The sequence below is a fragment of the Rhodococcus sp. Z6_132 genome, from assembly GCF_058133635.1.
This window is the reverse complement of record NZ_JBYUNP010000003.1, coordinates 325,053-346,201: the sequence shown is the minus strand read 5'-3', so window position 1 is coordinate 346,201 and position 21,149 is coordinate 325,053. Positions and strand designations below refer to the sequence as shown.

At 73.4% G+C, this 21,149-nt stretch carries 15 protein-coding genes and 1 tRNA gene; 12 read left to right on the top strand and 4 right to left on the bottom strand.

The window, feature by feature from the left end; translation table 11 throughout:
• Window positions 1–12: 12 nt before the first annotated feature.
• Complete coding sequence (locus tag AC3YO9_RS14745) at window positions 13–630, bottom strand: TetR/AcrR family transcriptional regulator (protein ID WP_489984071.1); 618 nt, start codon at window positions 628–630, stop codon at window positions 13–15.
• 164 nt (window positions 631–794) lie between these two features.
• Between AC3YO9_RS14745 and AC3YO9_RS14740 the strand changes: the two genes are divergently transcribed.
• From AC3YO9_RS14740 to pth, 6 genes are all read left to right on the top strand, one after another.
• Window positions 795–865, top strand: a tRNA-Gln gene (locus AC3YO9_RS14740).
• 134 nt (window positions 866–999) lie between these two features.
• On the top strand, window positions 1,000–2,514 hold the full coding sequence (gene glmU, locus AC3YO9_RS14735; protein ID WP_127782160.1) for a bifunctional UDP-N-acetylglucosamine diphosphorylase/glucosamine-1-phosphate N-acetyltransferase GlmU: 1,515 nt from the start codon (window positions 1,000–1,002) through the stop codon (window positions 2,512–2,514).
• A gap of 5 nt (window positions 2,515–2,519) precedes the next feature.
• Window positions 2,520–3,491: a ribose-phosphate diphosphokinase gene (locus tag AC3YO9_RS14730; RefSeq protein ID WP_127782159.1), complete on the top strand. Its 972-nt coding sequence runs from the start codon at window positions 2,520–2,522 to the stop codon at window positions 3,489–3,491.
• Window positions 3,492–3,610: 119 nt separating this feature from the next.
• Window positions 3,611–3,952, top strand: coding sequence for a MerR family transcriptional regulator (locus tag AC3YO9_RS14725; RefSeq protein WP_489983706.1), 342 nt, complete (start codon window positions 3,611–3,613; stop codon window positions 3,950–3,952).
• Window positions 3,953–4,152: 200 nt separating this feature from the next.
• On the top strand, window positions 4,153–4,824 hold the full coding sequence (locus tag AC3YO9_RS14720; protein ID WP_127782157.1) for a 50S ribosomal protein L25/general stress protein Ctc: 672 nt from the start codon (window positions 4,153–4,155) through the stop codon (window positions 4,822–4,824).
• A 208-nt stretch (window positions 4,825–5,032) separates the two neighbouring features.
• Window positions 5,033–5,593 (top strand): aminoacyl-tRNA hydrolase, encoded by a 561-nt coding sequence (gene pth / locus AC3YO9_RS14715; RefSeq protein WP_127784643.1) that lies wholly within the window; start codon window positions 5,033–5,035, stop codon window positions 5,591–5,593.
• 90 nt (window positions 5,594–5,683) lie between these two features.
• Here the strand turns inward: pth and AC3YO9_RS14710 are convergent, their stop codons facing one another.
• Window positions 5,684–7,315 (bottom strand): fatty acyl-AMP ligase, encoded by a 1,632-nt coding sequence (locus AC3YO9_RS14710; RefSeq protein WP_489983705.1) that lies wholly within the window; start codon window positions 7,313–7,315, stop codon window positions 5,684–5,686.
• A 178-nt stretch (window positions 7,316–7,493) separates the two neighbouring features.
• Here AC3YO9_RS14710 and AC3YO9_RS14705 point away from each other — a divergent pair, with 178 nt between their 5' ends.
• Window positions 7,494–9,068 (top strand): peptide chain release factor 3, encoded by a 1,575-nt coding sequence (locus tag AC3YO9_RS14705; RefSeq protein WP_489984070.1) that lies wholly within the window; start codon window positions 7,494–7,496, stop codon window positions 9,066–9,068.
• Between the two features lie 5 nt (window positions 9,069–9,073).
• Window positions 9,074–10,102, top strand: a complete 1,029-nt coding sequence (locus AC3YO9_RS14700; RefSeq protein ID WP_489983704.1) for an AraC family transcriptional regulator — start codon at window positions 9,074–9,076, stop codon at window positions 10,100–10,102.
• Window positions 10,103–10,178: 76 nt separating this feature from the next.
• Here AC3YO9_RS14700 and AC3YO9_RS14695 read toward each other — a convergent pair whose 3' ends face one another.
• Complete coding sequence (locus tag AC3YO9_RS14695; protein WP_489983703.1) at window positions 10,179–12,353, bottom strand: 3-hydroxyacyl-CoA dehydrogenase NAD-binding domain-containing protein; 2,175 nt, start codon at window positions 12,351–12,353, stop codon at window positions 10,179–10,181.
• Window positions 12,354–12,359: 6 nt separating this feature from the next.
• Window positions 12,360–13,580, bottom strand: coding sequence for an acetyl-CoA C-acetyltransferase (locus AC3YO9_RS14690; RefSeq protein ID WP_127782152.1), 1,221 nt, complete (start codon window positions 13,578–13,580; stop codon window positions 12,360–12,362).
• 137 nt (window positions 13,581–13,717) lie between these two features.
• Between AC3YO9_RS14690 and AC3YO9_RS14685 the strand changes: the two genes are divergently transcribed.
• From AC3YO9_RS14685 to AC3YO9_RS14670, 4 genes are all read left to right on the top strand, one after another.
• A complete protein-coding gene (locus AC3YO9_RS14685; RefSeq protein ID WP_489983702.1) occupies window positions 13,718–14,191 on the top strand; it encodes a DUF2599 domain-containing protein in 474 nt (157 codons plus the stop codon).
• 92 nt (window positions 14,192–14,283) lie between these two features.
• The gene (locus AC3YO9_RS14680) at window positions 14,284–15,666 is read left to right on the top strand and encodes an FAD-binding oxidoreductase (protein WP_489983701.1); all 1,383 of its coding nucleotides are present in this window, start codon (window positions 14,284–14,286) and stop codon (window positions 15,664–15,666) included.
• A gap of 32 nt (window positions 15,667–15,698) precedes the next feature.
• Complete coding sequence (locus AC3YO9_RS14675) at window positions 15,699–17,819, top strand: MMPL family transporter (RefSeq protein WP_489983700.1); 2,121 nt, start codon at window positions 15,699–15,701, stop codon at window positions 17,817–17,819.
• A gap of 2 nt (window positions 17,820–17,821) precedes the next feature.
• Entirely contained in the window at window positions 17,822–21,076 is a 3,255-nt protein-coding gene (locus AC3YO9_RS14670; RefSeq protein ID WP_489983699.1) for an ATP-binding protein, read from the top strand.
• The last annotated feature ends 73 nt before the right edge of the window (window positions 21,077–21,149 follow it).

The window sequence follows — 21,149 nt, the reverse complement described above, 5'->3', positions numbered from 1 at the left end:
GAGCAGCGGCGCTCAGGTCACCCGCAGCCGCGGGGTGCTCTCCAGGTGCGCCAGCCCGTTCCAGCACAGGTTCACCAGGTGCGCGGCCACCGCCTGCTTGTCCGGCACCCGCTCGTCCAACCACCACTGCGCCGTCAGCGCCACCATGCCCACCAGCGACTGCGAGTACATCCGCGCCATCTGCCGCGGGTAGCCGCGCTCGGCGAACTCGTGACCCAGGATGTGCTCCACCTGGCTGGCCACGTCGTTGAGCAGCCCGGAGAAGTGGCCGGCGAGGGTGAACGGCGGTGAGTCCCGCACCAGCACGCGGAAGCCGTCGGTGCACTCCTCCACGTAGGTGAGCAGCGCCATGGCCGCCTGCTCCAGGCGCACCCGCGGGTGCGCGGCCGAGCGCACCCGCGGCTGCCCGACCGACAGCGCGGTGCTGATCCGCCGCAGCAGCTCCTGGGTCTCCTGCTCCACCACCACGCCGTAGATGCCGTCCTTGCCACCGAAGTGGCCGTACACCACCGGCTTGCTCACCCCGGCACGCAGCGCGATCTCCTCCACCGACGTCGCGGCGTAGCCGCGCTCGGCGAAGAGGGCACGGGCGACGTCCACAAGCTGCGCACGGCGCTGCAAACCGGTCATCCGGGCCCGGACGGGCGGGGGGAGGTGCTGCTCAGCTGACACGATGCTCCACTCTGCCCGCGTCACCAGTGACCACTTGGCCAGCCGAGCCTATCCACCGCCGCCGCCGACCATGGCCGTGTCCGCCCAGGGCTCCGCTCGTGAGACCATCGTCGGGCACGCTTTCCGCCGTGGTGTAAAGGCAGCACCTCTGATTTTGGTTCAGATGGTTCAGGTTCGAATCCTGGCGGCGGAGCGACGCCTGCCCGGCACCGGGCGGGCCGTAGGATCACTGCGAGTGGTTGGCCTCGGCCGACCCGCGTGCGGTGGCCCGTGCGGTGTGACCCCAGACTGTCGTGAGGAGCTTCTACGGGTATGCAGGCTGAACGCATGCGCACTGGTCCATCCGCCGAACCCGCCGCAGTGGTGGTGCTGGCTGCCGGAGCCGGGACGCGGATGCGCTCCAGCCTGCCGAAGGTGCTGCACCAGGTGGGCGGGCGCAGCCTGCTCGCGCACTCCCTGCACGCCGCGGCCGGGCTCTCCCCCCGCCACCTCGTCGCCGTGGTCGGGCACGACCGCGAACGGGTCGGCGCGGCGGTGGCCGATGTTGCTGCCGAGCTGGACCGCCCCGTCGCCGCCGCCGTGCAGGCCGAGCAGAACGGCACCGGCCACGCCGTGCAGTGCGCGCTGGCCGAGCTGCCCGCCGACCTCACCGGGACCGTGGTGGTGACCTACGCCGACGTGCCGCTGCTGGACACCGCGACGCTGCGCGAGCTGCTCGCCGCGCACACCGAGCAGGACGCCGCGGTCACCGTGCTCACCACCCACCTGTCCGACCCCACCGGCTACGGCCGGGTGCTGCGCGACGACACCGGGCAGGTCAGCTCCATCGTGGAGCACAAGGACGCCTCCCCGGAGCAGCTGGCGGTCACCGAGGTCAACTCCGGTGTGTACGCCTTCGACGCGGCCGTGCTGCGCACCGGGCTGGGTCGGCTGGACACCAACAACTCCCAGGGCGAGCTGTACCTGACCGACCTGGTGCACGGCGCCCGCACGGACGGCCACCGGGTGGCCGGGCTGGCCGTCACCGACGACTGGCTGGTGGCCGGCGTCAACGACAAGGTGCAGCTGTCCCAGCTGGGCGCGGAGCTCAACCGGCGGGTGCTGGCGCGCTGGATGCGCGCCGGCGTGACCGTGGTCGACCCCGCCACCACCTGGCTGGACGTCACCGTCGAGCTGGCCCCTGACGTGCAGCTGCACCCCGGGGTGCAGCTGCACGGGCGCACCCGGGTGGACACCGGCGCTCAGGTGGGGCCGGACACCACCCTCACCGACGTGCGCGTGGGGGCGAACGCCTCGGTGGTGCGCACCCATGGCAGCGAGGCCGTGATCGGCGCGGACGCCACGGTGGGCCCGTTCGCCTACCTGCGCCCCGGCACCGTGCTGGGCGCGGCCGGCAAGATCGGCACCTTCGTGGAGACCAAGAACGCCAGCATCGGCGCCGGCTCCAAGGTCCCGCACCTGACCTACGTCGGCGACGCCACCGTGGGCGAGCACAGCAACATCGGCGCCTCCAGCGTGTTCGTCAACTACGACGGCGTGAGCAAGAGCCGCACCGAGATCGGCTCGCACGTCCGCACCGGCTCCGACACCATGTTCATCGCCCCGGTGCGGGTGGGCGACGGCGCCTACACGGGCGCGGGCACCGTGGTCAGCCAGGACGTGCCGCCGGGAGCGCTCGCCGTCTCCGGGGGCCGCCAGCGCAACATCGAGGGCTGGGTCGCCCGCAAGCGCCCCGGCACCGCAGCCGCGCAGGCCGCCGAGGCCACCCGCGCCACCGCAGCAGCACCACAGACCCCCACCACCCCCACCCTCTCAACTCCTAAGGACGGCGAAGCTCTGTGAGCGCTATGCCCGCAACGCCCAAGAAGAACCTGATGTTTTTTGCCGGGCGCGCGCACCCCGAGCTGGCCGACCAGGTTGCCGAGCAGCTGGGGGTCTCCATCACTCCGCAGACCGCCCGGGACTTCGCCAACGGCGAGATCTTCGTGCGCTTCGAGGAGTCGGTGCGTGGGTGTGACGCCTTCGTCCTGCAGAGCCACTGCGCGCCCATCAACACCTGGCTGATGGAGCAACTGATCATGGTCGACGCGCTCAAGCGCGCCTCCGCCAAGCGGATCACCGTGATCATGCCGTTCTACCCCTACGCCCGGCAGGACAAGAAGCACCGCGGCCGGGAGCCGATCTCGGCCCGCCTCATCGCGGACATGTTCAAGACCGCCGGCGCGGACCGCATCATGACCGTGGACCTGCACACCGCACAGATCCAGGGCTTCTTCGACGGCCCGGTGGACCACCTGCTGGCCACCTCGCTGCTCTCGGAGTACGTCACCAGCAAGTACCCCGACGAGAACGTCACCGTGGTCTCCCCCGACTCCGGGCGGGTCCGCCAGGCGGAGAAGTGGGCCGACACCCTCGGCGGCGTGCCCATCGCGTTCGTGCACAAGACCCGTGACCCGCGGGTGCCCAACCAGGTCAAGGCCAACCGCGTGGTCGGCGACGTCGAGGGCCGCACCTGCATCCTCATCGACGACATGATCGACACCGGCGGCACCATCGCCAGCGCCGTGCAGGTGCTGCGCGACGCCGGGGCCAAGGACGTCATCATCGCCGCCACCCACGGCGTGCTGTCCGGCCCGGCCACCGAGCGGCTGTCCACCTGTGGCGCCCGCGAGGTCATCTTCACCAACACCCTGCCCATCGGCGAGGACAAGCAGTTCCCGCAGCTGACGGTGCTCTCCATCGCGCCGCTGCTGGCCCGCGCCATCCGGGCGGTCTTCGAGGACGGCTCGGTGACCAGCCTCTTCGACGGCGACGCCTGAACCCGTCGCTGCTCACCGGCAGCCGCACGGTGGATAATCTGCCGCACAGCTAGCAGATTAGCTGCACGGCGGCTGCTAGTCTGGCGCCGTTCGTGCCGGTGCTGGTGGATGGAGCAACCATGGCGGAGACACCGGCCTCGCAGCGCGGGGTGTACGGGATCTCGGTGGCCGCCGAGCTCTCCGGCATCAGCCCGCAGACGCTGCGGCTCTACGAGCGCCGCGGGCTGGTCGCACCCTCGCGCACCGACGGGGGCACCCGCCGCTACAGCGAGGACGACCTGCGCCGACTGCAGCGGGTGGCGGAGCTGGTGGAGGCCGGGGTCAACCTGGTCGGGGTCGCCCACATCGTGGAGCTGGAGCAGCACAACGTGCGCCTGCGCCGGAGCAACGACGAGCTCACCTCGGACAACAGCCAGCTGGAGAGCGACAACGCCCGGCTGCGGGCCGAGCGCGGGGACTGAGCCTCCCCGCACACCCGTCGGTGCGGAGCGGTCGCGGTGGTGCGGTAGGCTTCCCCAGTTGTCTCGGCGAGGGTGACCCGCACGTGCAGGGTCCCGTGATCGACGCGGCTGCGGTCTTGACGACGCACGGCTGTGACGTGTCCACCCCTCGCCGGGCCCCGGACCAGCTGTCGCACCAAGAACCGCACCAAGGAGTCATCGTGGCCGAGAACATCACCCTCAACGCTGAGAAGCGCACCGAGTTCGGCAAGGGTGCTGCCCGCCGCACCCGCAACGCCGGCAAGGTCCCCGCCGTGGTCTACGGCCACGGCACCGACCCCGTGCACCTGGCGCTGCCCGCGCTGGAGTTCGCCCGCGTGCTGCGCGCCCACGGCACCAACGCCGTCATCACCGTCACCGCCGACGGCGAGGAGCACCTGGCTCTGGTGAAGACCGTCGTCGTGCACCCGCTGCGCAACTACATCGAGCACGCCGACCTGCTGGTGATCCGTCGCGGCGAGAAGGTCAACGTCGAGATCCCCGTCACCATCGTCGGCGACCCGGCCCCCGGCGCCCTGGTCACCCAGGACGCCAGCACGGTCGAGGTCGAGGCCGACGTCATGACCATCCCGGAGCAGATCGAGGTGTCCATCGACGGCCGCCCCGTCGGCACGCAGATCGTCGCCAGCGACCTCGCGCTGCCCGAGGGCGCGACCCTGGTCTCCGACCCGGAGATGCTGGTCGTCAACATCGTGGAGGCCCCCTCCGAGGCCGCGCTGGAGGCCGAGCTCGACACCGAGGGCGCCGGCGTGGTGGAGGATGCTCCGGACGAGGGCACCGTGGCCGACGAGGCCCCCGCCGCGGACAACGCCTCCGAGGCCGACCAGAGCTGAGCCTCTCGCTCAACGCAGTCACACCGGCGGCGCGTCTCCCCTTCTGCGGGTGGCGCGCCGCTGGTGCGTCCGGCTGACCCCCACACTCCGAAGAGGACCGATGCCCGACCACACTCCCGGACCGCCCGCTGCGGCGCCGGGCCGCCCGAGCGCCCACGCCAGCGCGACCGCGGTCGCCGCGGCCCCGCCCGACCCCGCGCTGCCCGCCATGGTCGTGGGTCTGGGCAACCCGGGGCCGTCCTACGCCCGCACCCGCCACAACGTCGGCTTCCTCGTCGCCGACCTGCTCGCCGCCCGGATGAGTGGACGTTTCAGCGCGCACAAGCGCAGCAACGCCGAGGTGGTGGAGGGGCGGCTGGCGAACCGGCGCACCGTGCTGGTCAAGCCGCGCACGTTCATGAACGAAGCCGGCGGCCCGGTGAGCTCGGCGGTCAAGTTCTTCTCGGTCGGGGTGAGCGAGCTGGTGGTGGTGCACGACGACCTCGACCTGGAGCTGGGCACCGTGCGGCTCAAGCGCGGTGGCGGCGAGGGCGGGCACAACGGCCTGCGCTCCATCAGCCGCTCGCTGGGCAGCAAGGACTACCTGCGGGTGCGCGTCGGCATCGGCCGCCCGCCCGGGCGGATGGATCCCGCCGACTACGTGCTCAAGCCGTTCGCGGGCTCCGAGCGCACCGCGGTGGAGCTCGCCGTGGACGACGCCGCCGACGCGGTGGAGCTGCTGCTGGTGCGCAGCCTCACCGACGCCCAGCAGGTGGTGCACGCCCGCTAGCCCCCGTGCCTCCCCAGACACGGCACCGCCCCGGTCCGCAGGTGCGGCCGGGGCGGTGCTGTGTCTGGTGGTGCTGTGTCTGTGCGGGGACTAGCTGACCAGGGCCACCGAGGTGGAGCGGCGCAGCTTGCCCGACGGGGTCTTGGGCACCGAGCCCGGGGCCAGCACCGTGACGTTGCGCGGGCGCACCCCGGTGGCGCTGACCACCGCGGCGGTCACCTCCTTGCGAATGCGCTCCACCTGGGTCTCGTCGGCGTGCTGGTTGCTCTCCAGCACCACGGCGAAGGACTCCCGGCGCTCGCCGGCCTCCATCCGCACGGCCACCACGTTGCCGGCACGCACCCCGGCGACGGTGGCCGCCGCCCGCTCGATGTCGGTGGGGTAGATGTTGCGCCCGCCCATGATGATGACGTCCTTGACGCGGCCACAGACCACCACGTGACCGTCCTCGGTGACGTAGCCCTCGTCACCGGTGTCCAGCCAGCCCTCGTCGTCGCGGATGTCCTGCGGGCCGTCCACGGTGAGGTAGCCGGGGGTGATCGGCTCGCCACGCAGCTGCAGCACGCCGACCCCGCGGGTGGGCAGCACGTTGCCCTCCGGGTCGACGGTGCGCACCTCGATGCCCTCCAGCGGCAGACCCAGGCTCGGGAAGCCGCGGGTGTTCTCCCCCGTGGCGGGCTTGGCCACCCGGTCGCGCTCCAGCGCGTCGGTGTCCACCGTGTCCACGATGAGGTCGGTGTCCAGCGGGTGGAAGGAGATGGCCAGGGTGGACTCGGCCATGCCGTAGGCGGGAACCATCGCCGAGGAGCGCAGGCCGAAGCGGGCCCCGGCCTCCAGGAAGCTGAACGCCGCGGCCGGGTCGATCGGCTCGGCGCCGTTGAGCGCGAAGCGCATGGAGGACAGGTCGTACTTGCCGTCCTCCTCCTTGGCCAGGCGCTTGGCGACCACGGCGTAGGCGAAGTTCGGGGCGGCGGTGATGGTGCCCTTGTAGCGGCTGATCAGCTCCAGCCACAGCAGCGGGGAGCGCAGGAAGTCCATCGGGGTGATGGAGATGAGGTCCACGCCCAGGGTCATCGGCACGGTGAGGAACCCGACCATGCCCATGTCGTGGAACAGCGGCAGCCAGCTGACCATGACGTCGTTGCCGTAGTCGAAGTTGGCGCCCTTGGCCATGCCCAGGATGTTGGCGTTGAGGTTGCGGTGGGTGATCCGCACGCCCTTGGGGGTCCCGGTCGAGCCCGAGGTCAGCTGCAGCAGCGCCGTGGCGTCCTCGTCCACCTCGAGCGGGTCCGTGTCCGGGCCGGTGACCAGGTCAGCCATCTCCACCACGGCGACCTTGCGCTCCTCCAGCAGCGGCTTGATGGCGCCGAAGGGCTCGCCGAGCAGGACGACGCTGGCGCCGACCATGTCCAGCACCGTCATGGTCTCCTCGGCCCACACGCCCAGGTCGGTGCGCGGGGTGGGCTGGTGCAGCATGGTGACGCTGGCGCCACGCATCCACGCCGACTGGATCGCCGGGGCGATCTCCACCGACTCACCGGCCAGGATGGTGACTGCGTCACCGGGGCCCACCCCCGCGGCGGCCAGCGCACCGGCGCCCTTGCGGGCCAGCGCGTGGATCTCGCCCCAGCTGCGGCGCAGGGGTGCATCCGGCTCACCGGTGACCATCCCGTTCGGGGAGGTGGCAGCGGTGCGGTACAGGGTCTCGGTAAACGTACTCACGGGTAACACAATAGAGGGCGTTGCCCCAAACCTCTGCAGGGCTCGGCAGGAAACGCGGGCACCGGCCACATTTGCCGGAGCGATACCCTGGGGTGCTGACCACCCGAAAGGACCACTCGTGACCCAGACCCCCTCCGCACCGGCTTCCGAGGAGCGTCTCGCGAGCGACCGTGCCGGGATGGCAGTGGCCACCGAGGTCGCCCGCAGGCGCACGTTCGCCGTGATCAGCCACCCCGACGCCGGAAAGTCCACGCTCACCGAGGCTCTGGCGCTGCACGCCAAGGTGATCTCCGAGGCCGGTGCCATCCACGGCAAGGCCGGCCGCCGCTCCACCGTCTCCGACTGGATGGAGATGGAGAAGGCCCGCGGCATCTCGGTGACCTCCACCGCGCTGCAGTTCACCTACCGCGACACGGTGATCAACCTGGTCGACACCCCCGGCCACGCCGACTTCTCCGAGGACACCTACCGGGTGCTCACCGCCGTCGACGCCGCCGTCATGCTCATCGACGCCGCCAAGGGCCTGGAGCCGCAGACCCTCAAGCTGTTCCAGGTCTGTCGCCACCGCGGCATCCCGGTGATCACCGTCATCAACAAGTGGGACCGGCCGGGCCAGGCGCCGCTGGAGCTGATGGACGAGATCGAGGAGCGCATCGGCCTCAAGCCCACCCCGCTGCTGTGGCCGGTGGGCATCGCCGGCGACTTCCGCGGCCTGCTGGACCGCACCAACGGCTCCTACATCCGCTTCACCCGCACCGCCGGCGGCGCCAAGATCGCCCCCGAGGAGCTGATGGACGCCGAGGCGGCCGCGGCGCGCGAGGGCGTGGACTGGGACAACGCCGTGGAGGAGAGCGAGCTGCTGAGCATCAGCGGCGCCGACCACGACCAGGAGCAGTTCCTGGCCGGGCGCACCTCCCCGGTGATCTTCGGCTCGGCGATGCTCAACTTCGGCGTGCACCAGATCCTGGACGCGCTGGTCGACCTCGCTCCCCCGCCGGGTGACCGTCCCGACGTGGACGGTCACCCCCGCCCGGTGACGGCACCCTTCAGCGCGGTGGTGTTCAAGGTGCAGGCGGGCATGGACTCCGCGCACCGCGACCGGCTGGCCTACATCCGGGTGTGCTCGGGCACCTTCGAGCGGGGCATGGTGGTGACCAACGCCGCCACCGGCAAGCCGTTCACCACCAAGTACGCCCAGTCGGTGTTCGGCCGCGAGCGCTCCACGGTGGAGACCGCCTACCCCGGCGACGTGGTGGGCCTGGTCAACGCGCTCACCCTGCGCCCCGGCGACACCCTCTACACCGAGGAGCCGGTGCGCTACCCGCCGATGCCCAGCTTCGCGCCGGAGTTCTTCGCGGTGCTGCGGGCCGACAGCGCCGGCAAGTACAAGCAGTTCCGCCGCGCGGTGGACCAGCTGGACTCCGAGGGCGTGGTGCAGGTGCTGCGCAACGACCTCCGCGGCGACGCCTCCCCCGTGCTGGCGGCGGTGGGCCCCATGCAGTTCGAGGTGGTGGCCGCGCGGATGAAGGCCGAGTTCGACGTCGAGGCCAAGATGGAGAACCTGGGCTACTCGCTGGCCCGGCGCACCGACGCGGAGTCGGCCGACGAGCTCAACCGCCAGCGCGGCATCGAGGTGTTCACCCGCAGCGACGGGGTGCTGCTGGCACTGGTCAGCGACAAGTGGCGCCTGCAGTACATCCAGAAAGAGCACCCCGGGCTCACCCTGGAGCCGCTCGTGGCCGCCGCCGACTGACGGACGTGCCCAGCGCAGGGATCGGCAGCCACCACGTGCGGGCGGTGCTGCAGGGAGTGGTCGCGGACGAGCGGGCCGAGCTGCTCACCAGTGCCGGCATCGACGGCACCGGGCTCGACGGCACCGGGCTCGACGGCACCGGGCTCGACGGCGAAGGTGGCCCGCATGTGGTGTCCACCGAGCAGTTCGCCCGGCTGGTGCGCGGGGTGTGGGACCACCTGGACGACGAGCTGATGGGGCACTGGCCGGTGCCCAGCCGGCGCGGCACCTTCGCCACCATGGGGCTGCTGGCGGTGCACTGCCCCGACCTGCGCACCGCGCTGACCCGGGCCACCGCGTTCTACCACCTCTTTCCCGGTGGGCCGCGGTTTCGGCTGCAGGTGGGTGCAGAGCAGACCCGGCTGGAGCTGGCGCCCGGGCCCGGGGTGTTCCTCACCGAGTCGCTGCTGATGATCTGGCACCGCTTTGCCAGCTGGCTGGTGCGGGCGCCGATCGTGCCCCTGGCGGTGGAGCTGGCCTATCCCCCGCCGGCGCACCGCGGGGAGTACACCCAGCTGTTCGGGGCGCCGGTGGTCTTCGACCAGCCGTGCAGCGCGCTGGTGCTGGACACCGCAGACCTGCACACCTCGGTGCAGCGCGACGAGCGGGCGCTGGCCGGGTTCCTGCGCAGCTCTCCGGCCGACCTGCTGGCCCGCCGCGAGCACGGCACCAGCCGCGCCGCCGCGGTGCGCCGGGTGGTGGGTGAGGACCTGGCCGCCACCGGGCTGCTGCCCACGCTGCCGCACGTGGCCGCCCGGCTGGGCTACAGCCCGGCGTCGCTGCGCCGCCACCTCGCCGCCGAGCGCACCTCCTACTCGGCGGTGTGCGACGCGCTGCGCCGCGACCTGGCCACCGCCAGCATCACCGACGCCCACGAGCCGCTGGACGAGCTGGCCGTGCGGCTGGGCTTCTCCGAGGCCAGCGCCCTGCACCGGGCGTTCCGGCGGTGGACCGGGCACTCACCCGGCTCCTACCTGGCCGCGCAGCAGCGCTGAGCGGGCGGCCCCTGAACGAGCAGCACCGCCCCGCGACCAGGGGTCACGGGGCGGTGCTGGGTGCGCGGGGAGAGCTCTAGAACTGCTCGCCGGCCTCAGCCTTGGCGACCAGCAGCGCGGGCGGGGCGAACCGCTCGCCGAAGCGCTCGGCCAGCTCCTTGGCCCGCTCCACCGCCTGCGGCAGCCCGTAGCCGTTGAGGAACTGCAGCACGCCACCGGTCCAGGGGGCGTAGCCGATGCCGAAGATGCTGCCGATGTTGGCGTCGGCGACGGAGTCGATGACCCCCTCCTCCACGCAGCGCACCGACTCCAGGGCCTCCGCGAAGAGGAAGCGGTCCCGGATGTCCTGGCCGGTGAGCTCGGCGCCGCCGTCGGCCTTGCCGAAGTTCTCCGCCAGCCCGGGCCACAGGCGCTTGCCGCCGGACTCGGGGTAGTCGTAGAAGCCGGCGCCCTTGGCCTTGCCCGGGCGGTTGAACTCGTTGACCATCTTGTCGGTCACCGCGAAGCCCGGGTGGTCGGCGCTCATGCCGCTGCTGTCGCCGGTCTCGGCGATGTCGGCCAGGGTCTGCTTGCGGATGGCCAGCATCAGCGTCATGGACACCTCGTCGGACACCGCCAGCGGGCCCACCGGCATGCCGGCCTTGAGGGCCTCGGTCTCGATGCGCGCCGCGGGCACGCCCTCGCCCAGCAGGGCCTGGCCCTCGCTGGTGAAGGTGCCGAACACCCGGGAGGTGAAGAACCCGCGGGCGTCGTTGACCACGATGGGCGTCTTGCCCAGCGCGAGCACGGTGTCGAAGGCGAAGGCCAGCGTCTCGTCGCTGGTCTTCTCGCCGCGGATCAGCTCGACCAGCTGCATCTTGTGCACCGGGGAGAAGAAGTGCATGCCGACGAACTTGGCCGGGTCCGGCACCGCCGAGGCCAGCCCGGTGATGGGCAGGGTGGAGGTGTTGGAGGCGATGGTGGCCTCCGGCGCCGCAGCGGCGACCTTGTTGTGCACCTCGGCCTTGACCTTGCGGTCCTCGAACACAGCCTCGATCACCAGGTCACAGCCGGCCACCTGGGCGGCGTCGTCGACGGCGGTGACCAGGGCCAGGGTGGCGTCGCGCTTGTCCTGGGCCAGGCGGCCCTTGGCCACCTTGGCGTCCAGGATGTCGGCGCCGTGCTTCTTGCCGCGCTCGGCGGCCTCCAGGCTGGCGTCGACCAGGACGACCTCGATGCCCCGGGTGGAGGCGACGTGGGCGATGCCCGCACCCATCATGCCGGCGCCGATGACGCCGATCTTGGTGGGCGTGCGCTTGGCCGGGCCGTCGGGCCGCGAGCCGCCGCCGTTGATCTGGTTGAGCTGGAAGAAGAACGCGCTGATCATGTTCTTGGAGATCTGCCCGGCGGCGAGCTCGGCCAGGTAGGCCGTCTCCACCCGCAGGGCGGTGTCCACGTCGACGTTCATGCTCTCCACGGCGGCGGAGACGATCGCCTCGGGGGCGGGCTGGGTGCCGTGGGTCTTCTTGCGCAGCATGGCCGGGATGGCAGCCATCATCATGCCGGCGTCGCGCACGCTGCCGCCGGGGATCTGGTAGCCCTTGGCGTCGAAGGGCTGGGCGCTGGTGGGGTTGTCCTTGATCCAGGCCTTGGCCGCGGTGAGCAGCTCCTCCGGCGTCTCCACCAGCTCGTGCAGCAGGCCCGCCTGCTGGGCCTTCTCCGGGGTGAGCTGGCGGCCCTCGGTGAGCAGCGGCAGCGCCGCGGCCAGGCCGATGAGCCGGACGGTGCGGACCACGCCGCCGCCACCGGGCAGCAGGCCCAGGGTGACCTCGGGCAGGCCCAGCTTGATCTTGGGGTTGTTCACCGCGATGCGGCGGTGGCAGGACAGCGCGATCTCCCAGCCGCCACCGAGGGCGGCGCCGTTGATCGCGGCGACCACGGGCACGCCCATGGTCTCGATGGCCCGCAGGTGGCCCTTCATCTCGTTGCCGCCCGCGGCGAAGTCCTGGGCGGTCTCCGGCGTGACCTTGATGAGCTCGTTGAGGTCACCGCCGGCGAAGAAGGTCTTCTTGGCCGAGGTGATGACGATGCCGGTGACCTGCTCGCGCTCGGCGGTCAGCCGCTCGACGGTCTCCTTGAGCGAGCTGCGGAACACCGCGTCCATGGTGTTCGCGGAGCGGCCCGGGGCGTCCAGGGTGAGGGTGACGACACCGTCGGCGTCGCGGTCGTACTTGATGGCCGAGCTGTCAGTGTTCACAAATTCGCTGCTCATGGTCGGTCAGACCCTCTCGATGATGGTGGCGATGCCCATGCCGCCGCCGACGCAGAGCGTGGCGAGGCCGCGACGGAGCTGGCGGCGCTCCAGCTCGTCGGCGAGGGTCATCAGGATCATGGCGCCGGTGGCGCCCAGGGGGTGGCCCATCGCGATGGCGCCACCGAGCACGTTGACCTTGGCCGGGTCGAGGTCGAGGTCGCGCTGGAACTTCAGCACCACCGAGGCGAAGGCCTCGTTGATCTCGAACAGGTCGATGTCGTCGGCGGTGAGGCCGGCGCGCTGCAGTGCCTTGCGGGCGGCCGGGGCCGGTCCGGTGAGCATGATGGTGGGCTCGCTGCCGATGACGGCGGTGGCGACGATGCGCGCCCGCGGGGTCAGGCCCAGGTCGCGGCCGGCCTGCTCGTTGCCGATCAGCACCGCGGCGGCACCGTCGACGATGCCCGAGGAGTTGCCGCCGGTGTGCACGTGGTTGATGCGCTCCACCTGCGGGTAGCGGTCGATGGCCACGGTGTCGAAGCCGATGGCGCCCTGGTCGGCGAAGGCCGAGCGCAGCTTGCCCAGGATCTCCGGTGTGGTGCCGGGGCGGACGGTCTCGTCCCGGTCCAGCAGCAGGGTGCCGACGCGGTCGCGCACGGCCACCACGGAGCGGTCGAAGTGGCCCGCGGCCCAGCCGGCGGCGGCACGCTCGTGCGACTGCGCGGCGTAGGCGTCCACGTCGTGGCGGCTGAAGCCCTCGAGGGTGGCGATGAGGTCGGCGCCGATGCCCTGGGGCACGAAGTTCGCCTTGAGGTTGGTCTCCGGGTCGGCGAACCAGGCGCCACCGTCGGAGGCCATCGGGACGCGGGACATGGACTCCACGCCGCCGGCGACCACGAGGTCCTCGAAGCCGGAGGCGACCTTGGCGGCGGCCAGGTTCACGGCCTCCAGGCCGGAGGCGCAGAAGCGGTTGAGCTGCACGCCGGCGACGCTCTCGTCCCAGCCGGCGACCATGACGGCGGTGCGGGCGATGTCCGCGCCCTGCTCGTCCACCGGGGACACGACGCCGAGGACGACGTCGTCGACCCGGGAGGTGTCCAGGTCGTTGCGCTCGGCGAGCGCGGAGAGCACGCCCGCGGTGAGGGTGACGGGCTTGACGCCGTGCAGGGCGCCCTTCTTGCCCTTGCCGCGTGGGGTGCGCACGGCGTCGTAGATGAACGCCTGGGGAGCGCCGGACGAACCTGACATGGAGCCTCCAAAGAAGAGAACAAACGAGTCAGCAGTCGCGCTGACCGGCACGATGTTACTGCCCGGTAGCTAAGGATCCCCTGACCGCAGCGCTCGTCCTGGGTGGCCGCATCGCTCACTCCCCTACGCTCGCTGACGTGGCGCGCTGGCGGGTGGGACGGATGGGCCTCGCCGTGCTGGGGTGCGCGCTGGTGGGGTTCCCGCTGGTGGGGTGCGCCGCGCCTGACGTGTCCGCACCGGCCGTGCCGTCCTCGTCCGTGTCGTCCTCGTCCAGCGTCGCCCCCACCACCAGCCTCGTTGCCGCATCTCCGCCCTACGTCGAGCGCGTGCAGTGGGTGGACACCGCCAAGGGCCGCACGCTGCGCGTGTACCCCAGCGCCGCCGGTCGCAGCGCGGCCAGCACCGCCGCGCGCACCGCGGCCTGGGCCGAGGTGGTGGACGCGGCTCCGGCGGCCGACACCGCATCGATGCACGACCAGTTCCGCTGCCACTGGGAGCTCGCGCGGCTGTTCGAGCCGACCAAGCCCTCGTGGAACCTCGAGCAGTGGCGCCCCGACGTGGGCTACCGCGCCACCGTGGACGCCGAGTGCAACCCCGGCGGTCCGGAGTAGCGCCCGCTCCGTCTCCGGAGGAGCGACACTTGCGGACGGGCCGCTAGCCGGCTGCAAGTGCGCCGCAACCGCCGCGCCCCACCGTGGTGGACATGACCACCACCCACCCCCAGCCCCTGCCCCCCGACGCTGTCGCCGAGCTCCGCGGATCGGTCCGCGGCCGGCTGCGCTACCCGCACGACCCCGACTACGACCACCTCGTCACCGGCCACAACCGGGCGGTGACCCACCAGCCCCTGGTGGTGGTGGAGCCCGCCGAGCCCGCCGATGTCGCCGCCGCCGTCGCGGTGGCCACCCGCCACGGGCTCGCGGTCACCACTCAGACCACCGGCCACGGAATCACCGCCCCGGCGGTGGGCGGGCTGCTGCTGCTCACCCACCGGCTGGACACCGTCGACGTGGACCCCGTGGCCGGCACCGTCACCGTGGGCGCGGGCACCACCTGGGGCCCGGTGCTCGACGCCTGCGACGCCGTCGGGCTGGCCCCGGTGGGCGCCACCTACCCCACGGTCGGCGTCGTCGGCTTCACCCTGGGCGGCGGCATCGGCCCGCTGGCCCGCCCGCGCGGCTTCGCCGCCGACCACGTGCTCGCCATGCAGGTGGTCACCGCCGACGGCATGGTCCGCACCGTCGACGCCGCGCAGCACCCGGACCTGTTCTGGGCGCTGCGCGGCGGCAAGACCGGCCTGGGCGTGGTCACCGCGCTCACCCTGGCCCTGCAGCCCGCACCCCGCCTGCACGCGGGCACCGCCTGGCTGCCTGCCGAGCAGGTCACCGCCGGGCTGGCGGGCTACCTGGCGTGGACCCGCAGCGCGCCGGAGTCGGTGAGCTCCTCGGCCACCGTGCTGCACCTGCCCGACCTGCCCGCACTGCCCCCACCCCTGCGCGGCCAGCACGTGCTGCAGCTGCAGCTCTGCCACGACGGGACCCCCGAGACCGGCGCGCGGCTGGTGGAGCAGCTGCTGGCCGGACACACCCCGGTGCTGGCGACCTTCGGCGAGCACAGCTCCGCCACCCTGGCCGCCCAGCAGGCGGAGGGCGCCGATCCCATGCCGTCCTGGCAGCGCGGCCGCCTGCTGCACGGAGTGGACAGCGCCACGGCCCGAGACACCGTCGTGCAGGCCGTCACCGAGCCGATGCAGGACCCGGCCAGCCCGCTGATGGCGGTGGAGCTGCGCCACCTCGGCGGGGCGCTGCGCCACGAGCCGGCCGGCGGCAACGCGGTGGGCGGCCGGCAGGCGGAGTACCTGGTGAGCGTGCTGGGCGTGCCGGTGCCCGAGCTCTTCGCCACCGCCGTGCCCGCCGCCGCCGATGCGCTGCTGGCCGGGCTGGGCCGCTACGACTGCGGCACGCAGCTGAACTTCCACGGCCCCGTCGACGACGCGCACCCGCTCAGCGACGCCTGGCCACCGGCGGTGCACGCCCGGCTGACCGAGCTGCGCCACCGACTCGACCCCACCGGCACCTTCGCCTGATCCCCCGACCGCTCCCGGACAAGGACCTCATCATGAGCACGTTGCTGAGCAGGCTCGGACGGGCCTGCGCCCTGCACCCCTGGCGGACCGTCGCAGCCTGGGTGGTGGTGCTCGTCGCTGCCCTCGGGGCGGCCGCCCAGCTGGGCGCCGCCCCGCACGACAACTACGACACTCCCGGCACCGAGTCGACCGCGGCCACCGCCTTCCTGCGGGAGAGCTTCCCGCAGTCCGCCGGGGACGAGGCCCGCGTCGTCCTGCACCGCGCTGGGGCACCGCTGGAGGCCGCCACGGTCGAGCAGGTGCGCGAGCGCACCGCCACCCTCGACGGCGTCAGCACCGTGAGCCCGCGCTGGTCGGCCGACGGGCGCACCGCGCTGCTGGTGGTGCAGTACTCCATCCCGGTCACCGACTTCGCCGGCACCGAGGGGGTGGACGCGCTGCGCGCGGCCGCTGCGCCCGCCACCGACGCCGGGGTGCAGGTGGAGCTGGGTGGGCTGGTGGCCGAGGACGCCCAGGAAGGGGGCAGCTCCGCCGAGATGATCGGCCTGGCCGTCGCCGCGGTGGTGCTGCTGCTGGCCTTCGGCTCCGTGCTCGCCGCCGGGCTCCCCCTGCTGGTGGCCCTGTTCGGGCTGGGGGTGGGCTCGGCCGGCATCACCCTGCTGGCCGCGGTCACCGACATCAGCACCTCTGCCCCGTTCGTCGCCGCCATGGTGGGCATCGGGGTGGGCATCGACTACGCGCTGCTGCTGCTCACCCGGTTCACCGAGCACCTGCACGAGGGCCGGGCCCCGGTGGACGCGGCCGCCGACGCCAACGCCGAGGCGGGGACCTCCGTGGTGTTCGCCGGGGCCACGGTGCTGCTGTCGCTGCTGGGCCTGGGGCTCAGCGGGTTGCCGGTGTTCACCTCCTTCGGCTACGCCACCGGGCTGGTGGTGCTGTGCGTGGTGCTCACCGCCATCACCCTGGTCCCCGCGCTGTGCGGGGCGGCCGGACACCGGCTGCTGGGCCGGGCCGGGCGTCGCCGCGCCCGCGCCGGCACCACCCCGCTCTCGGCGCGCTGGGCCGTGCGGGTGAGCCGCCGCCCGGTGGCGTGGGGCCTGGCGGCGCTCACCCTGCTGCTGCTGCTGGCCGCGCCCGCGCTGGCCATGCGCACCTGGCCGCAGGACGCCGGCAGCGGGCTGGAATCCCAGACCACCCGGCGGGCCTACGACCTGGTGGAGGCGGGCTTCGGGCCCGGCGCCAACGGGCCGCTGGTGGTGGCCATCGACCTGCGCGACGGCCGGACCGAGCGGGTGACGCAGACCGTCACCGCGCTGCAGAGCACCCCCGGGATCGCCCAGGTGGCCCCGCCGGTGCTCAACCAGCCGGGCACCGCGGCGCTGGTGCAGGTGCAGCCGAGCACCAGCCCGCAGGACCCGGCCGCGGCGGCGCTCATCCGCCACCTGCGCGCGGACGTGCTGGAGCCGGGCGTGATGGTCACCGGCACCACCGCGGTGTTCGCCGACATCGCCGACAAGCTGGCGGTCCGGCTGTGGGTGGTGATCAGCTTCGTGGTGGCGGTGTCGGTGCTGGCGCTGGTGGTGGTGTTCCGCTCGGTGCCGATCGCGCTGAAGGCCGCCGCGCTGAACCTGCTGAGCGTCGGCGCCGCCTATGGAGTGCTCACCATGGTGTTCCAGTGGGGCTGGGGCGCCACCCTGCTCGGGCTGCCGCACGCCACGCCGGTGTCCACCTGGGTGCCGATCCTGCTGTTCACCGTGCTGTTCGGGCTGTCCATGGACTACGAGGTGTTCCTGGTCTCGCGCATCCGCCGGGAGTGGCTGCGCACCGGGGACGCGGCGGGCAGCGTGCACCGCGGCATCGGCGCCACCGGGCGGGTGATCACCTGCGCGGCGCTGATCATGGTGTCGGTGTTCCTGGCCTTCGCCACCGACACCGACCTCACCGTGAAGATGGTGGGCGTGGGCATGGCCACCGCCATCGCGGTGGACGCGACGGTGGTGCGGATGGTGCTGCTGCCGTCGGTGATGGTGCTGCTCGCCGAGCGGGCCTGGTGGCTGCCGGCCTGGCTGGACTCCCGGCTTCCCGGGCAGCGCAAGCCCCTGCGACCTGCGGAAAGGGCTCGATCGGAAGCGCCGACGACCGTACCCTCCTGAGGGTGGTGCGGGTCAGCATCTTCGGCACGGTGCGCGCCGAGCTCGACGGGATCCCCGTCGAGCTCGGCGGTCCGCGCCAGCGCGCGGTGCTGGGGCTGCTGGTGGCGGCGGGCCGCCGGGTGGTCTCCGCCGACCGCTTCCTGGACGACCTGTGGGCGGGCCACCCGCCGCCCAAGGCCAGCGGCGCCCTGCAGGCCTACATCTCCCACCTGCGCAAGCGGCTGGAGCCCGACCGGCCGCGGCGACGCCCGGCGGCGGTGATCGTCAGCGCCGCGCCGGGCTACCTGCTCGCGCTGCCCACCGAGTCGGTGGACGCCTGGCACTTCCAGGCGCTGCTGGCCCGCGCGGGCGAGGTCACCGACGCCCACCAGGTGACCGCCCTGGTGGAGGAGGCGCTGGCGCTGTGGACCGACGAGCCCTACGCCGCCTACCCGGACCAGCCGTGGGCCGCTGCGGAGGCGCGGCGCCTGGGCGAGCTGCGCGCGAGCGCGGTGGAGCTGCGGGCCACCGCGGGGCTGCAGCTGGGGCGCTCCGCGCAGCTGGTGGCCGCCGACCTCGCCCAGCACGTGCGGGTGCACCCGTTGCGCGAGCAGGCGGTGCACGCCCTGGCCACGGCCCTGTACCGGGCCGGACGGCAGGGTGAGGCGCTGGCCGAGCTGAGCTCGCTGCGCAGCCGGCTGGTGGCGGAGCTGGGCGTGGACCCCAGTCCCGCGGTGCGCGCGCTGGAGGCGGACATCCTCGCCCACGCCGAGCACCTGCAGGTACCCGTCCGGCCGGCCCCGCCCGCCGCCGCCCGCGTCGTCCCGCCGGCCCCGCCCGCGGCGGCGCGCCGCTCCGGGGCGGGCTTCGTCGGCCGGCACACCGAGCTGGCCCGGCTGCGGCGCGCGGCCGAGCAGGCGCGCGACCGGCTGGCGGTGGTGTGGGTGTGCGCCGAGGCCGGGTTCGGCAAGTCCGCGCTGGTGGAGCGGTTCTGCGACGAGTCAGCGGCGACGGCCACCGTGGTGCGGGGCCGCTGCGCCGAGGTGGACGGTGCGCCGGCCGGCTGGGCGTGGCGGGAGGTGCTGCGGTCGCTGGACGGCGCCGAGGCCAGCACCCCGTTCGAGCTGGCCTCGGCCCTCACCGGGGCGCTGGCCGGGCGCAGCGCCGGGGGGCCGGTGGTGGTGGCTGTGGACGACCTGCACCGCGCCGACGGGGAGACCCTGCAGATCTTTCGCCACCTCGCCCACCAGGGGCAACCCGGCGTGCTGCTGGTGGCCACCTTCCGCGGTGAGGAGGTCTCCGCCGAGCTGGGCGCCACCTTCGCCGCCGTCGCCGACCGCACCGTCGACCGCATCGAGCTGGGCGGGCTGGAACCGGCCCCGGCCCAGCGGCTGCTGCAGGAGCTGGTGGGCGAGGCGCTGCCCGCGGCGACGTGGCGGTCGCTGGTGGAGCGCTCCGCGGGCAGTCCGCTGTTCCTGCGCCAGCTGGGTCGGCTGGTGGCCGCCGAGGGCGCCGAGCAGGCCCTGCACGAGCTGCCCTCGGCCATCCGCGACCTGCTGCAGCGCCGCATCGCCCGGCTGCCCCCGGCCACGGTGGAGCTGTTGTCGCGGGCGGCGGTGCTGGGCCGCGACATCGACCTGGACCTGCTGCTGGAGGTGGAGGCCACCCAGCTGCCCCGCCCGGCGACCGCCACCGAGCTGGAGGAGCAGGTGGTCGACGGCCTGGACGCGGGCGTGGTGGCCGGGCTGCTGCAGGTGCCCGCCCCCGGCGAGGTGCGCTTCACCCACGCCCTGGTCCGCGACGCCCTCTACGAGCGGCTGGCTCCCATCCGCCGCAGCCGCCTGCACCAGTCGGTGCTCGCCCTGCTGGAGACCCGCCACCCCGACCGGGTGGAGGCCCTGGCCCACCACAGCGCCGCGGCCCTGGACGCCCGGGTGGCCGGGCGCGCCGTCGGGCACCTGGGCGCCGGGTGCGAGCGGGCGATGGAGCACGGGGCGTTCGACGAGGCGATCCGGCACGCCCGCGCCGCCCTGCAGGCCCACGAGCTGGCACGCACCCCGGCCCCCGCGCGCTTCGCGGTGCAGCGCCACCTGGTGCACGCCCTCGCCGCGCACGGCGAGCTGGCGCTGGCACGGCAGGAGCGGGCCCGGGCGGTGCAGTGGGCCCAGCAGCACGGCGGGCCCCGCGACGTGGCCCGGGCCCTGGTGTGGCAGGCGCCGACGGTGTGGACCATCCGTGAGCTGTCCCTGCTGGACGAGACCGTGGTGGCTCAGCTGGAGCGGGCCGTGGCCGTGGTCACCGAGCCCGGTCCGCTGCGGGTGGACCTGCTGGCCAGCCTGGCGCTGGAGACGGAGAGCACCCGGTTGTTCCGCCGGGCGGAGCAGTGCTCGGCCGAGGCGGTGGAGCTGGCCACCCGGCTGGGCGACCCGGTCCTGCTGTGCCGGGCGCTCAACGCCCGCTACCTGGTGGCCTTCCCACCACGGCCGGCCGGACAGCTGCGGGCGGTGGGCGAGCAGCTGCTGGCGGTGGCGCAGGAGGCGGGACTGCTGACCTACCAGGCGGTGGCCCACCACGTGCTGTTCGGCGCCGCGGCCGACGCCGGCGACCTGGAGCTGGCCGCCGAGCACGTGGCCCACGCGACGCGCTCGGGCAGCGCCGGACAGCTGCCGCTGCTGCTGGCGGTGGCCGCGATGTTCTCCGGAGCGGTCGCGCTGACCCGCGGCGACCTGGACGCGGCCAGGGACACCTACGCGGCGACGGCCCAGCAGCTGCGGGCCTCGGGGGATCCCAACGGGGTGGCGATGGACGTGGTGCTGCGCTTCACGGTGGCCCACGCCGCCGGGGACTGTGCCGACTTCGTCGAGGAGCTGACCAGCTGGCTGGAGCTGCGGCCGCGGGGGGTCAACGACATGGTGGTGACCGCGCTGCTGGACGCGGGCCGGCTCGAGCAGGCGCAGGCGGTGTGGAACCCGGCGCTACCGGTGCTGCACGACTACCTGTGGCTGTACTTCGCCGGGCTGCGGGCCGACAACGCTGCCCGCCTGGCCCACCCCGCGGCCTGCGCGGAGTGGTACGCCCAGCTGCTGCCGTGGGCCGGGCACCTCGCCGGCATCCAGGGCGGTGCGGCCACCCTGGGCCCGGTGGACCTGTACCTGGCCAAGCTGGCGGGGGCGCGGGGCGACGCTGCCGCCAGCGCGGGCCACGCCGCCGACGCGGTGGCCCTGGCCGACAAGCTCGGCGCCGCGCACTGGGCCCGCCAGGCGCGCGCCCTGCTCTGACCACCCCGGGGGGCGGGGCAGGGCCGCGACGCGGAACGGCCCCGCAACCCTCGAGAGGGTGCGGGGCCGTTCC

What these genes read in the sequence shown, in the direction of transcription:
- AC3YO9_RS14745 (WP_489984071.1), bottom strand. Translation starts at nt 630, where the DNA reads ATGACCGGTTTGCAGCGCCGTGCGCAGCTTGTGGACGTCGCCCGTGCC.
- glmU (WP_127782160.1), top strand. Translation starts at nt 1,000, where the DNA reads ATGCGCACTGGTCCATCCGCCGAACCCGCCGCAGTGGTGGTGCTGGCT.
- AC3YO9_RS14730 (WP_127782159.1), top strand. Translation starts at nt 2,520, where the DNA reads ATGCCCGCAACGCCCAAGAAGAACCTGATGTTTTTTGCCGGGCGCGCG.
- AC3YO9_RS14725 (WP_489983706.1), top strand. Translation starts at nt 3,611, where the DNA reads ATGGCGGAGACACCGGCCTCGCAGCGCGGGGTGTACGGGATCTCGGTG.
- pth (WP_127784643.1), top strand. Translation starts at nt 5,033, where the DNA reads ATGGTCGTGGGTCTGGGCAACCCGGGGCCGTCCTACGCCCGCACCCGC.
- AC3YO9_RS14705 (WP_489984070.1), top strand. Translation starts at nt 7,494, where the DNA reads ATGGCAGTGGCCACCGAGGTCGCCCGCAGGCGCACGTTCGCCGTGATC.
- AC3YO9_RS14695 (WP_489983703.1), bottom strand. Translation starts at nt 12,353, where the DNA reads ATGAGCAGCGAATTTGTGAACACTGACAGCTCGGCCATCAAGTACGAC.
- AC3YO9_RS14690 (WP_127782152.1), bottom strand. Translation starts at nt 13,580, where the DNA reads ATGTCAGGTTCGTCCGGCGCTCCCCAGGCGTTCATCTACGACGCCGTG.
- AC3YO9_RS14680 (WP_489983701.1), top strand. Translation starts at nt 14,284, where the DNA reads ATGACCACCACCCACCCCCAGCCCCTGCCCCCCGACGCTGTCGCCGAG.
- AC3YO9_RS14675 (WP_489983700.1), top strand. Translation starts at nt 15,699, where the DNA reads ATGAGCACGTTGCTGAGCAGGCTCGGACGGGCCTGCGCCCTGCACCCC.